The organism is Streptomyces sp. NPDC001904 (genome assembly GCF_040297005.1).
Classification (GTDB): Bacteria; Actinomycetota; Actinomycetes; order Streptomycetales; family Streptomycetaceae; genus Streptomyces.
Map to the genome: position 1 here is coordinate 170069 of NZ_JBEOYI010000008.1, position 12775 is coordinate 182843.

Annotated in this window: 12 protein-coding genes and 1 tRNA gene; 6 read left to right on the forward strand and 7 right to left on the reverse strand. The window is 70.2% G+C overall.

Translation table 11 applies throughout. The features are described from left to right. Window positions 1-195 precede the first annotated feature (195 nt). The 6 genes from ABT127_RS15790 to ABT127_RS15815 all read left to right on the forward strand — a co-directional run bounded on the left by ABT127_RS15790 (window position 196) and on the right by ABT127_RS15815 (window position 4483). Window positions 196-1218, forward strand: coding sequence for an ABC transporter ATP-binding protein (locus ABT127_RS15790; RefSeq protein ID WP_351449881.1), 1023 nt, complete (start codon window positions 196-198; stop codon window positions 1216-1218). Beyond that, window positions 1208-2095, forward strand: coding sequence for an ABC transporter permease (locus ABT127_RS15795; protein WP_351449478.1), 888 nt, complete (start codon window positions 1208-1210; stop codon window positions 2093-2095). Before ABT127_RS15790 ends, ABT127_RS15795 begins: the two co-directional genes overlap by 11 nt. After that, complete coding sequence (locus ABT127_RS15800; protein WP_351449481.1) at window positions 2092-3003, forward strand: ABC transporter ATP-binding protein; 912 nt, start codon at window positions 2092-2094, stop codon at window positions 3001-3003. Before ABT127_RS15795 ends, ABT127_RS15800 begins: the two co-directional genes overlap by 4 nt. A 20-nt stretch (window positions 3004-3023) precedes the next feature. Next, window positions 3024-3743 carry an ABC transporter permease gene (locus ABT127_RS15805; RefSeq protein WP_351449484.1) on the forward strand — a complete coding sequence of 240 codons (720 nt, stop codon included), beginning with the start codon at window positions 3024-3026 and terminating at the stop codon, window positions 3741-3743. 178 nt (window positions 3744-3921) lie between these two features. After that, window positions 3922-4131, forward strand: coding sequence for an SGM_3592 family protein (locus ABT127_RS15810; RefSeq protein WP_351449487.1), 210 nt, complete (start codon window positions 3922-3924; stop codon window positions 4129-4131). 264 nt (window positions 4132-4395) lie between these two features. Continuing rightward, a tRNA-Ser gene (locus tag ABT127_RS15815) sits at window positions 4396-4483 on the forward strand. Between the two features lie 49 nt (window positions 4484-4532). Here the strand turns inward: ABT127_RS15815 and ABT127_RS15820 are convergent. The 7 genes from ABT127_RS15820 to ABT127_RS15850 all read right to left on the reverse strand — a co-directional run bounded on the left by ABT127_RS15820 (window position 4533) and on the right by ABT127_RS15850 (window position 12773). Further along, a complete protein-coding gene (locus ABT127_RS15820) occupies window positions 4533-5360 on the reverse strand; it encodes an HAD family hydrolase (RefSeq protein WP_351449490.1) in 828 nt (275 codons plus the stop codon). Between the two features lie 67 nt (window positions 5361-5427). Further along, window positions 5428-6699, reverse strand: a complete 1272-nt coding sequence (gene serS, locus ABT127_RS15825; protein ID WP_351449492.1) for a serine--tRNA ligase — start codon at window positions 6697-6699, stop codon at window positions 5428-5430. 641 nt (window positions 6700-7340) lie between these two features. Beyond that, a complete protein-coding gene (pheA, locus tag ABT127_RS15830; RefSeq protein WP_351449495.1) occupies window positions 7341-8273 on the reverse strand; it encodes a prephenate dehydratase in 933 nt (310 codons plus the stop codon). Between the two features lie 103 nt (window positions 8274-8376). Further along, window positions 8377-9663, reverse strand: coding sequence for an iron uptake transporter deferrochelatase/peroxidase subunit (gene efeB, locus ABT127_RS15835; RefSeq protein WP_351449498.1), 1287 nt, complete (start codon window positions 9661-9663; stop codon window positions 8377-8379). Between the two features lie 6 nt (window positions 9664-9669). Next, window positions 9670-11613 (reverse strand): copper resistance protein CopC, encoded by a 1944-nt coding sequence (locus ABT127_RS15840; RefSeq protein WP_351449500.1) that lies wholly within the window; start codon window positions 11611-11613, stop codon window positions 9670-9672. Between the two features lie 15 nt (window positions 11614-11628). Further along, the gene (locus tag ABT127_RS15845; RefSeq protein ID WP_351449503.1) at window positions 11629-12120 is read right to left on the reverse strand and encodes a copper chaperone PCu(A)C; all 492 of its coding nucleotides are present in this window, start codon (window positions 12118-12120) and stop codon (window positions 11629-11631) included. Then, window positions 12117-12773, reverse strand: a complete 657-nt coding sequence (locus tag ABT127_RS15850) for an SCO family protein (protein WP_351449884.1) — start codon at window positions 12771-12773, stop codon at window positions 12117-12119. Before ABT127_RS15850 ends, ABT127_RS15845 begins: the two co-directional genes overlap by 4 nt. Window positions 12774-12775: the final 2 nt, after the last annotated feature.

A 12775-nucleotide genomic window follows, 5' to 3' on the forward strand; every position in this document is an offset into this window, starting at 1 on the left:
CAAGGGGCCTGCGCAGATCTGTGGACGACCTGCCGGTTGTGGACAGTGCCGTCCCCGGTACCGGGGAACGCCCCCGGCCCGAGGGGCTACTCGGGGATGACCCCTACGGACCCGTAATACTCAGGTCTCATACGAGGTCGACCCCCTGGTCTGACGTCTTGTGTGGCGTGCGCCACTACCTTCGATGACGTGACTGTGATCGCGACCGAAAGCCTGAGCAAGCGGTTCCCACGGGTGACCGCGCTTGACCGGCTGACCATGGACATCGGGCCCGGAGTGACCGGACTCGTGGGTGCCAATGGAGCCGGCAAGTCCACCATGATCAAGATCCTGCTGGGTCTGTCTCCGGCGACGGAGGGCCGTGCCGAGGTGCTCGGGCTCGACGTCGCCACCAAGGGTGCCGAGATCCGTGAGCGGGTCGGGTACATGCCCGAGCACGACTGCCTGCCGCCCGACGTCTCGGCCACCGAGTTCGTCGTCCACATGGCACGCATGTCCGGCCTGCCGCCGACCGCGGCACGCGAGCGCACGGCGGACACCCTGCGCCACGTCGGCCTCTACGAGGAGCGCTACCGCCCCATCGGCGGCTACTCGACGGGCATGAAGCAGCGCGTGAAGCTGGCCCAGGCCCTCGTCCACGACCCGCAGCTGGTCTTCCTGGACGAGCCGACGAACGGCCTGGACCCGGTCGGCCGCGACGACATGCTCGACCTGATCCGCCGGGTGCACAGCGACTTCGGCATCTCGGTGCTCGTCACCTCGCACCTGCTCGGCGAGCTGGAGCGCACCTGCGACCACGTCGTGGTCATCGACGGCGGCAAGCTGCTGCGCTCCAGCTCCACCACCGACTTCACCCAGTCCACGGCGACGCTCGCCATCGAGGTCACCGACAGCGACGAACACCCGGACGGCACCGCCGCGCTGCGCGAGGCGTTCGCCCGGCGCGGCATCGAGACGACCACCGGCGGCCAGCTGCCCGGCGCCGGCCACACCGTGCTCATCACCGCGCAGGGAGACGAGACGTACGACATCGTGCGGGACGTCGTCGCCGACCTCGGCCTCGGGCTCGTCCGCATGGAGCAGCGCCGGCACCACATCGCGGAGGTCTTCCGGCCCGCGGCCGAGGACACCGCCGGGGAGCCGGTCACCGAGCGCGCCGCGGCCTGGGCCGCCACCGCCGCCGCACAGCAGACGGGAGGCGCACGCGATGAGCGTTGAGCCCTTGAGCACGCAGATCCACAACATCGGCTACCGCCACTACGACGGCCCGCGCCTGGGCCGCGCCTACGCCCGCCGCTCGCTCTTCTCACAGAGTCTGCGTGGCGCGTACGGCCTGGGCCGCTCGGCCAAGTCGAAGGTGCTGCCGATGCTGCTCTTCGTCGTGATGTGCGTACCCGCGCTGATCATGGTCGCGGTCGCCGTCGCCACCAAGGCGAAGGACCTCCCGCTCGACTACACGCGCTACGCGATCGTCCTCCAGGCGGTCATCGGTCTCTACGTCGCCTCGCAGGCGCCCCAGGCCGTCTCCCGCGACCTGCGCTTCAAGACGGTCCCGCTCTACTTCTCGCGCCCCATCGAGCGCGTCGACTACGTGGTCGCGAAGTACGCGGCCATGGCGTCGGCCCTGTTCATCCTCACGGCGGCGCCGCTGATCGTCCTCTACGTAGGCTCTCTGCTCGCCAAGCTCGACTTCACCGAGCAGACCAAGGGATTCGGCCAGGGACTGGTGTCGGTGCTGCTGCTGTCGCTGCTCTTCGCCGGGATCGGCCTGGTCGTCTCCGCCGTCACCCCGCGCCGCGGCTTCGGCATCGCCGCCGTCATCGCCGTGCTGACCATCTCCTACGGAGCGGTCTCCACCGTCCAGGCCATCGCCGACGCGCAGGACAACGCCGGCGCGGTGTCCTGGCTCGGCCTCTTCTCCCCGATCACCCTCATCGACGGCGTGCAGACCGCCTTCCTGGGCGCCACGTCCGCCTTCCCGGGAGTGCACGGCCCCTCCGCCGGTCAGGGCGTGGTCTATCTGCTCGTCGTCCTCGGACTCATCGCCGGCTCCTACGGCCTGCTGATGCGCCGCTACCGGAAGGTCGGACTGTGACCGCCATCGAAATCGAGCACGTCTCCCGGTGGTTCGGGAACGTCGTCGCCGTCAACGACGTGACGATGACCATCGGCCCCGGCGTCACCGGCCTCCTCGGTCCGAACGGCGCGGGAAAGTCCACGCTGATCAACATGATGGGCGGCTTCCTCGCCCCGTCGAACGGCACGGTCACGCTTGACGGACAGCCGATCTGGCGCAACGAACAGATCTACCGCCACATCGGCATCGTCCCCGAGCGCGAGGGAATGTACGACTTCCTCACGGGCGCCGAATTCGTCGTGGCCAACGCCGAGTTGCACGGCCTCGGCAAGAAGGAGGCGCAAGCGGCGCTCGCCACGGTCGAGATGGAGTACGCGCAGGACCGCAAGATCTCGACGTACTCCAAGGGCATGCGGCAGCGCGTGAAGATGGCCTCCGCGCTCGTCCACAACCCATCGGTGCTGCTCCTGGACGAGCCGTTCAACGGCATGGACCCGCGCCAGCGCATGCAGCTGATGGACCTGCTGCGGCGCATGGGCGACGAGGGCCGCACGGTGCTGTTCTCCTCGCACATCCTCGAAGAGGTCGAGCAGTTGGCCTCCCACATCGAGGTGATCGTCGCCGGACGGCACGCGGCCAGCGGTGACTTCCGAAAGATCCGGCGGCTGATGACCGACCGGCCGCACCGCTATCTGATCCGCTCCAGCGACGACCGGGCCCTCGCCGCCGCGCTGATCGCGGACCCGTCGACGGCCGGCATCGAAGTCGACCTGAAGGAAGGCGCGTTGCGGATCCAGGCCGTCGACTTCGGCCGGTTCACGACACTGCTGCCGAAGCTCGCGCGTGAGCACGGCATCCGTCTGCTCACCGTCTCGCCGTCCGACGAGTCCCTCGAGTCCGTCTTCTCTTATCTGGTCGCGGCCTAGTCACGGCACAGGAGGCCCTGATGTACGACCCCACTGTCGCCCGGCTCACCTACCGGGCTCTGCTCGGCCGCCGCCGGGCCCTCATCCTCTTCGCGCTGCCGCTGCTGCTCATCGTGATCTCCGGCCTGGTCCGCGGGCTCACCGGAGCCGACGACCAGACCGCCGCCGACGTGCTCGGCGGGTTCGCGCTCGCCACGATGGTGCCGCTGATCGGTGTCATCGCGGGCACCGGCGCGATCGGCCCCGAGATCGACGACGGATCGGTCGTCTATCTGCTGTCCAAGCCGGTCAAGCGGCCCACGATCATCTTCACCAAGCTCATCGTCGCCATCGCCGTGACCATGGTGTTCTCGGCCGTCCCGACACTGATCGCGGGCCTGATCCTGAACGGGAACGGGCAGCAGATCGCCGTCGCCTACACGGTCGCCGCCCTCGTGGCCTCGATCGCGTACGCCGCGATCTTCCTGCTCCTCGGCACGATCACCCGGCACGCGGTCGTCTTCGGCCTCGTCTACGCCCTCGTCTGGGAGGCCCTGTTCGGCTCGCTGGTCGCCGGGGCGCGCACCCTCAGCGTCCAGCAGTGGTCCCTCGCCGTGGCCCACAAGGTGACCGGCGGCGACCTCGTCACCTCGGACGTCGGGCTGCCGCTCGCGACCGTGCTGCTGGTGGCCGTGACCGTCCTGGCGACCTGGTACGCCGGACAGAAGCTGCGGTCGCTGAAGCTGGCGGGGGAGGAGTAGCCCAGCCCCGGCCCAGCCCCGGCCAGGTCCGTGCCCGGTCTCGGCGTCGGCGTCGGCCCCGATGTCGGACTTGATGCCGATTTCACCCTCCCACCCGCACACTGGTGGGAGGGTGCGGCGACCGATATGTACCCGCCCGCACCCATCACGCCGATACGACGCCCGAGGAGGACCCGCCATGGCCACGGAGCGCGACGCCTGGGACGACGTGGTCCTGGACGCCGACTTCATACGCGACGCGGAGGAGACCGAACCGTCCGCGCGGGCCCGCATGCTCTCGGCCCGGTGGAGCAGGGAGGCCCCCGAGCCGCAGCCCTGGCGGTCCGACAAGCCGCCGGCGGGCTGGTTCTTCAGCAAGGCGCGGCGCAGGAAGTGGCGCCGTCGGTGATCGTCGGCGATTAATTCGGTGGCGCTGAACTCGGCGCGGGGGCACAGTAGTTGTGTCACCACGCCGGTTCCTCTGGGACACCGGTGTCCATCCACCGGGAGAGGAGCGCGACGATGATGATCAGTAGTCCGTCGAGCTCCCGACAGGGCAGCCCGAGGCGAGCTCCGGAGTAGTCACTGCACTCCGTGGAGCCCCGCCCTGGGGGCGCTGCCCGGGGCGGCCGCTTCGAGCACGTGCCTTCCGCGGCACGTGGGCCGCCCACCCGGAGGATTGGCCGAGTGGTAAGGCAGCGGCTTGCTAAGCCGTCGTCGGGGTCGGTAGCCCCGCGCGCGTTCGATCCGCGCATCCTCCTCGAGAACGCTGTGCCGGGCTGGCCCGGCACCCCGCCCACCGTGAGGGATTCAGCCCTCCAGCAACCGCTCCAGCACCACCGCGATGCCGTCGTCCGCGTTCGACGTCGTCACCTCGTCGGCGACGGCCTTGAGCTGGCTGTGGGCGTTGGCCATCGCGACGCCGTGGGCGGCCCAGCCGAACATCGGGATGTCGTTGGGCATGTCGCCGAAGGCGATGGTGCCCGCTGCCTTCACGCCCAGCCGGCGGGCCGCGAGCGACAGGCCCGTGGCCTTGGACAGGCCCAGCGGAAGCAACTCCACGATGCCCTCGCCCGCCATCGTGACGCCCACCAGATCGCCGGCCGTCGCCCGCGCGACCTCCGCGAGCTCGTCGTCGGTGAGGCCCGGGTGCTGCACGTACACCTTGTTCAGCGGCGCCGCCCACAGCTCCGAGACGTCCGTGAACGGGACGGCCGGGAGGTGTCCCTCGCCCACCTCGTAGCCGGGGCCGACGATGACCTCGCCCTCGAGCCCGTCCCGGCTGGCGGCGAGCGCCAGCGGGCCGAGCTCCGCCTCGATCTTGGAGAGCGCGAGGCCCGCCAGCTGCCGGTCGAGCGTCACGGACGTGAGCAGCCGGTGCTCCCCCGCGTGGTACACCTGCGCGCCCTGGCCGCACACCGCGAGCCCCTCGTAGCCGAGGTCGTCGAGGATGTGGCGGGTCCAGGGCACTGCCCTGCCGGTCACGACGATGTGCGCGGCACCCGCCGCGGTAGCGGCGACGAGTGCCTCACGCGTGCGCTCGGAGACGGTCTCGTCGGGCCGCAGGAGCGTTCCGTCGAGGTCCGTCGCGACGAGCTGGTACGGAAAGGCGGGTGCGGAGGGAGCGGGCTGGCTCACGTGACGTTCGGCTCCAGGCTGTACAGGTGTGCAGGTGCAGTCCGCTGCGGACTGCCGAGAACTGCGCTTACTTGGGGTCCAGGGTGGTACGTCCCCCAAGGTACGGCCGGAGCATCTCCGGGACGTGCACCGAGCCGTCCGCCTGCTGGTGGTTCTCGAGGATCGCCACGATGGTGCGCGGCACGGCGCACAGCGTGCCGTTCAGCGTCGACAGCGGCTGCGTCTTCTTGCCGTCGCGCATCCGGATGGACAGGCGGCGCGCCTGGAAGCCGTCGCAGTTCGAGGCCGAGGTCAGCTCGCGGTACTTGCCCTGGGTCGGGATCCACGCCTCGCAGTCGAACTTGCGCGAGGCGGAGGAGCCGAGGTCACCGGTGGCGACGTCGATCACCTGGAACGGCAGCTCCAGAGCGGTCAGCCACTGCTTCTCCCACTCCAGGAGCCGCTGGTGCTCGTTCTGCGCGTCGTCCGGGTGGACGTACGAGAACATCTCGACCTTGTCGAACTGGTGCACGCGGAAGATGCCGCGGGTGTCCTTGCCGTACGTGCCCGCCTCGCGGCGGAAGCAGGGCGAGAAGCCGGCGTAGCGCAGCGGCAGCTGGCTGGCCTCGACGATCTCGTCCATGTGGTACGCGGCGAGCGGGACCTCGGAGGTGCCGACCAGGTAGTAGTCGTCCTTCTCCAGGTGGTACACGTTCTCCGCGGCCTGGCCGAGGAAGCCGGTGCCCTCCATGGCGCGCGGGCGCACCAGAGCGGGGGTCAGCATCGGCGTGAAGCCGGCCTCGGTGGCCTGGGCGATCGCCGCGTTGACCAGGGCCAGCTCCAGCAGGGCGCCGACACCGGTGAGGTAGTAGAAGCGCGAGCCGGAGACCTTCGCGCCGCGCTCGACGTCGATGGCGCCGAGCGCCTCGCCGAGCTCCAGGTGGTCCTTGGGCTCGAAGCCCTCGGCGCCGAAGTCGCGGATCGTGCCGTGCGTCTCCAGGACGACGAAGTCCTCCTCGCCGCCGCGCGGGACGTCGGGGTGCACGATGTTGCCCAGCTGGAGGGCGAGGCGCTGCGACTCCTCCTCCGCTTCGCGCTGCTCGGCCTCGGCGGCCTTCACGGCGGCGGAGAGCTCGCCCGTCTTCTTCAGCAGCTCCTGGCGCTCCTCGGGGGAGGCCTTGGGGATCAGCTTGCCGAGCGTCTTCTGCTCGTTGCGCAGTTCGTCGAAGCGGAGCCCGGACGACCTGCGCCGCTCGTCGGCGGACAGGACGGAGTCGACGAGCGCGACGTCCTCTCCACGGGCGCGCTGGGAGGCGCGAACACGGTCGGGGTCCTCACGGAGCAGGCGAAGGTCAATCACCCCTCCAGGCTACCGGTGCGCGGATCCGGCCCACGACCCGATATCCGGTGCGCTGCTTTATGCCCTATTTGCCGGAATGTGAATTGCGCAGGGAAGGCCGGAGTGAAGGCCGGGTCAAGGGAAACGCACCCTTTCCCTGGAAAGAGGCAGATCGGACGCGCCGCCTTGACCCGACTCCCTTGCGCGGACGGGCACTTGGGCTCTGTTGTCCACAGGAGCGCATGGATTCAGCGGGTTATCCACAGGCTGTGAGAAAGGGCTGTGGATGCCGGAAGAGATCATTCCGAAAGCCACATGTATCGCGAAGGATTCCCGTTCCAAACCCTCTTCATGCTCACTTTCGGGTGGAAATGCTTCACTCCAAAGAGTTGATCAAGGGAAAAGGGTGGACGAGGGGTGACGTGCGTGCCTGTGGATGCACTTGTGGCCTGTAGGGCGATTTGTCGACCATGTCATGCCTTGCTGTCGACTTGTCCCCAGGTCGAGATGCTGACCTGTGGATAACTCTTGTGGACGAAGAAAATCCGCTGGTAGGACCGGGTGCAGAGGCGGCGGAGAGCCCCGTACGACGGTGGAGAACCCGGCCTGAGACTCGCCAGCCGGCCGGTCAGCCGACCAGCCATATCAGCCGGATCAGCCGGTCAGAACCGTCCGTCCTGGCAGCGCGCCAGCCAGTCCGACGCCGCCACGAACTCGCCGTCCGACGTCCCGGTCCGCGGCTCCCGCACATCGGCGACGGCGACGCCCGCCCGCGGGTACGAGCCGAGGAAACGGACCTGCGGGCACGCCCGCTTCAGTCCCATCAGTGCCTCGGCGACCCTGCGGTCGGAGATGTGCCCCTCGGCGTCGATCGCGAAGCAGTAGTCGCCGATGCCCTTCCCCGTCGGCCGGGACTGCAGCAGCATCAGGTTGACCCCGCGGATGGCGAACTCCTGGAGCAGTTCCATCAGTGCACCGGGATGGTCCTCGCGCTGCCAGATGACGACCGAGGTCTTGTCCGCGCCGGTCGGCGCCGCGGGCCGGGCCGGCCGGCCCACCAGCACGAACCGGGTCTGCGCGTTCTCCGCGTCGTGGATCTCGGTGACCAGCGGTTCGAGCCCGTACGTGGACGCCGCGAAGGCACCGGCGAACGCGGCGTCGAACCGGCCCTCCTGCACGAGCCGCGCCCCGTCCGCGTTCGACGCCGAGGACTCCCAGGTCACGTCCGGCAGGTGGGCCTGCATCCAGTTGCGGACCTGCGGCTGCGCGGCCGGATGTGCGGTGACCGTCTTGATGTCGCCGAGCTTGGTGCCGGGCCGCACCAGCAGCGCGAAGGTGATGTCGAGCAGCACCTCGCGGTAGATCATCAGGGGCGCGCCCGCGACCAGCTCGTCGAGGGTGGTGGTGATGCCGCCCTCGACCGAGTTCTCGATCGGCACGAACGCGGCCTCGGCCTCGCCGCTGCGCACCGCGTCCAGCGCGGCCGGGACCGACACCACGGGCAGCAGCTCCCGGGTGGCCGCCTCCGGAAGTGTGCGCAGGGCGACTTCGGTGAAGGTGCCTTCGGGACCGAGGTACGCATAGCTGGCTGGCATGCAGTCACCCTAATGGGCCTGGCAGCGCACGGCTCCCGCACGCGTCACCGGTCACCCGGCCCAGCGCCACCGGCCACCCGGCCCAGCGCCGCCACGCAGCGCGTCAGCCTTCCAGCAGGGCCTGTCCCACGTACCCGCCCTTGTCCGCGCCGCCCGGCACCGCGAACAGCCCGCTCGCCTCGTGCCGGATGAACCGCGACAGCGCGTCGCCGCGGTCCAGCTTGCGCTGCACGGGGACGAAGCCGCGCAGCGGATCCGCCTGCCAGCAGACGAAGAGCAGGCCCGCGTCGGGGGCGCCGTCCGTGCCGATGCCGTCGTGGAAGGAGAACGGGCGGCGCAGCATCGCCGCCCCGCCGTTCTGGTCCGGGCGGCTGATGCGGGCATGGGCGTTGAGCGGGACGACCAGATCGCCGTTGCCGTCCGTCTTGTCGAGCTTCATCTCCGTGCTCTCGGTACCGCCGGTCAGCGGCGCGCCTGTCGACTTCTTGCGCCCGATGACCGACTCCTGCGCCGGGACCGACAGCTTCTCCCAGTCGTCGAGCAGCATCCGGATCCGGCGGACGACCGCGTACGAACCGTTCGCCATCCACGCGGGTGACTGCGCCGAGCCCGACGCCGGGACGAAGATCCGCCGGTCGAAGTCGGCGTCGGACGTCTTCGGGTTGTCGGTGCCGTCGATCTGGCCCATCAAGTTGCGGGTCGTCATGGGCCGGGCGGTGGCGCCGGGCGAGCGGTTGAAGCCGTTCATCTGCCAGCGGACCTTGGCCGCGCCGCCCGCGTCCTTCTGGATCGCGCGCAGGGCGTGGAAGGCGACGAGCCCGTCGTCGGCGCCGATCTGCACCCACAGATCGCCGTTGCTGCGCGCCTTGTCGAGGTGGTCGGAGAAGAAGTCGGGCAGCGGGTCCAGGGCGCCCGGGCGCTGCTTCTCCAGCCCCGTACGGGAGAAGAAGCTGTGGCCGAAACCGAAGGTGACACTGAGGGACGACGGACCCGCGTCGCGGGCGACATCGGTGTCCCCGGACGTCATCGGCTCGCCCGCCATCAGCCGCTCGGCCGTCGCCGACCAGCGGCGCAGCAGCGCGGCGGCCTCTTTGCGGCCCGCGCCCGCCGCCAGGTCGAAGGCGACGAGATGGCCGCGGGCCTGCATCGGCGTGGTGATGCCGGGCTGATGTTTCCCGTGAAACATCACCGCGTCGGTGCCGAGCGTCGTCAACGCCTGCGGCTGTTCGGGGGAGTTCGCGGACGCCACCGCGTATCCCGCGCCCGCACCGACGGCGCCCAGGGCGACGCCGGTCGCGCCCGCCGTGCCGATCAGCCGGCGTCGGGTGATGCCGGGGGCCGCAGCGGCGGTTCCGGCGCGGCTTTCAGAGTCAGCCTGGGTGTCAGCCATGGTGGTTCAGCCGATCTTCGCGTTCTTGGAGACAGTGATCTGATCGATGTCCGAGGTGCGCACGGTCACCTCGATCTTCCAGTCGCCGGCCACCGGGATCTGCACGCCGCTCGCGCTCCAGTGTCCGGTGGCGATGTGGTCGGGCGTGACCGCGAGCGGCCCGATGTTCTTCGCCTTCAGGGTGAGGGCGACCTTGACCTCGGGGACGTCGAAGCCCTTGCCGTTCGGCCGCTGCACGTAGAGGTGCATGGTGTTGTCGCCGGTGCGGGCCGGGTCGATGTCCAGCAGCACCGTGCCCTTGCCGTCCTGGCCACCCGTGTCGAACGGCACCTTCAGAGAGAGCGGCCCGGCCTGGGTCTGCGCGGCCGAGGTGGCGGACGTGGCCTCCTCCTCGGTGCGGCCCGGCTCGGTGGAGGTGAGCACCGTGGTGACGGCGAGCAGCACGACCGCGACGCCCGCCTCGGCGAGCACCGAGCGGCGCAGTCCGAAGCGGTGCGGGTCGGCGTCGCGGGCCCGCTTCTCGCGGGCGGTGGTCATCGCGGCGCGCTGCCGGGCGAGCTGGGCGGCCCGTCGGGGGTCGTCGTTCTTGCCCCCCGCGGCGACGGCGACCGGCTCCTTCTCCTCGGAGCCCTCGGATACTTCGGAGCCCTCGGACACCTCGGAGGAGACCGTGTCCGAGGAGGCCGTGCGCTGCTCGACCACGGTCTCCGGCGCGGCCGCCGAGGCGGTGATCCGGCCCGTCCACCGCCGGGAGATCCCGGCTATGCCGACGAGCACGGCCACGAGCCCGACCTTGACCAGGAGCAGCTGTCCGTACGTGGTCCCGGTCAGTGCCGACCACGAGCCGACCTGCCGCCACGACTGATACAGGCCGGTGGCGGCGAGCACGACGACGCTGCAGAAGGCCACGCGCGAGAACCGGCGCACCGCCGACGCCTCGATGGAGGGCGCCCGGTAGAGCGCGACGAGCAGGGTCGTCAGACCGCCCAGCCAGGCGGCCACGGCCAGCAGATGAGCCACGTCGACGGGCATCGCGAGCCCCGCCTGGATACCGGTGGAGGCGTGCTCCGCCATCGCCCAGGTGGCGCCGAGTCCGGCGGCGACGACCGTGCCGCCGACCGCCAGCCCGAAGGTGAGGTCCTTGAGCTCCTTCTCGTCGCCGTCCTCGGCCCGCTTCAGATAGGCGCCGAACAGCACGGCGATGAAGAGCGCGGCCGCAGCGAGCAGCAGCAGCCGGGAGGTGAGCGCGGCGCCCGTCTTGGTCTGCAGGACCTGGCCGAGCAGCGCCATGTCGAAGATGTCGGCGACCTTGCCCGAGCCGGTGTAGGAGCCGCGCATCAGGAGCAGCGCGAGGGTGGCCGCGGTGAGCGCGGTCCAGCCGCCGACCACGACCCGCTGCACCGGCTTGATCCCGGCACCGCGCGGCCAGCAGGCCAGCAGGAAGGCGGCGCCGCCGACGAGCAGCACGAAGCCCGCGTACGAGACGTAGCGCCCGGCGCCGTAGAGCGTGCCGACGACGCCCCCGCCCGCGTTCTGGTCGGCGATCACGGCGGAGGTCTTGGAGGGGGCGCCGATGGAGAACGTATAGGCGCCGGAGACGGGATGGCTGTCCGCCGAGACGACCTGGTAGGCGACGGTGAACGTGCCGTCGGGCAGGCCCGCGTGCAGCCCCACCGTGTAGGTGGTGCCCTTCAGGCGGCCGACCTTGCCGTTGTCGACGCGCTTGCCCGACGGGTCGAGGACGCGCACCGCGCCGCTCGACATGGCGACTTCTTCGGAGAAGGTCAGAGAGACCTGCTTCGGCGCCTGCTGGACCACCGCTCCCTGCCCGGGGTCGCTCCCGGTCAGCGCGGCGTGCGCGGACGCGGGAGCGGCACCGGCCAGGAGCGCGCCGGTGACGGCGAGGAACAGCAGTACCAGGTGCCGGAAGCGGGGAGCGATGGTCTTCACGTACGGGTCAGCCCCTCACTGAGACGAATGAGACGCGTGCGACGACGAGGTGGACGAACCGGCGGTCGGGTTGTAGGTGGCGGCCTTCACCGGGAACGCGACCTCGACGGTCCCGGACTCGGCGAAGTGGAGCTTCACCGTCACCTTGTCGCCTTCCTTCGGCTTTCGCTTGAGGTTCTCGAACATGAGGTGGTTGCCACCCCGTTCGAAGTCCAGCTCGCCGTCGGCGGGCACGGCGAAGGACTTCTGCTCGCGCATGACACCGTCCTCGGTGCTGTGCATGGTCACGTCGCCGGCGACGCTGCTGCTCACCGAGGTGAGGGTGTCGGCGGCGCCGCTGTTGTGGACGACGAAGAACCCGGCCGCCATGTCGCCGGACGCGGGCTCGGGGATGAACGCGTCCGCGACCTTCACGTCCGGCGTCCCGGAGGACGAGCTGCCGCACCCGGCGAGCGCGAGTCCGGACGCCAGCACCACGGCGCCGAGGGCCAGCGGGGCGCGCCTCACGGCTTCGCCCCCTGGACCAGCTTGGGCAGATCCTTGGTGTAGTCGTCGACCGTGGCGTCCTCGCCGTACAGGACGTATCCGGCGTCGGTCTTCGGCGAGAACGCGATGACCTGGGTGCCGTGCATCGACACCAGCTTGCCGTTCTTGTCCTTCTGCGTCGGCTCGATGGAGATGCCGAGCGTGCGGGCGCCGCCCTGGATGGTGGCGAAGTCGCCGGTCAGGCCGATGAAGTCGGAGTCCTGCGCCTTCAGCCACTTGCCGAGGACGGCCGGGGTGTCCCGGTCCGGGTCGGTCGTGACGAAGACGACCTGGAGCTTCTTCTGCTCGGCGGCCGACAGGGACTTCTTGGCGACGGCGAGGTTGCTCATCGTCAGCGGGCAGACGTCGGGGCAGTGCGTGTAGCCGAAGTAGATCAGCGTCGGCTTGCCCTTGGTCCGCTCCCGCAGGTCGAACTTCTTGCCGTGGGTGTCGGTGAGGACGAGGTCCGGCTTCTCGAAGGGCTTGTCGAGGACGGTCGCGGCCTTGTCCGCACCGGCCTCCGTGGACACCTCGGTCACCGGCTTGTCGCCGCCGTCGCCGCTGCCGCAGGCGGTCAGCGTGAGGGCGGCCGCCGAGACGAGCCCGGCGACGGCGAACAGGGTCTTCTTGCTCATCT

Excerpts from the sequence above, each read along its gene's own strand:
- efeB (WP_351449498.1), bottom strand. The coding sequence starts at position 9,663 with ATGGCTGACACCCAGGCTGACTCTGAAAGCCGCGCCGGAACCGCCGCT.
- ABT127_RS15805 (WP_351449484.1), top strand. The coding sequence starts at position 3,024 with ATGTACGACCCCACTGTCGCCCGGCTCACCTACCGGGCTCTGCTCGGC.
- ABT127_RS15810 (WP_351449487.1), top strand. The coding sequence starts at position 3,922 with ATGGCCACGGAGCGCGACGCCTGGGACGACGTGGTCCTGGACGCCGAC.
- ABT127_RS15850 (WP_351449884.1), bottom strand. The coding sequence starts at position 12,773 with ATGAGCAAGAAGACCCTGTTCGCCGTCGCCGGGCTCGTCTCGGCGGCC.
- pheA (WP_351449495.1), bottom strand. The coding sequence starts at position 8,273 with ATGCCAGCCAGCTATGCGTACCTCGGTCCCGAAGGCACCTTCACCGAA.
- ABT127_RS15795 (WP_351449478.1), top strand. The coding sequence starts at position 1,208 with ATGAGCGTTGAGCCCTTGAGCACGCAGATCCACAACATCGGCTACCGC.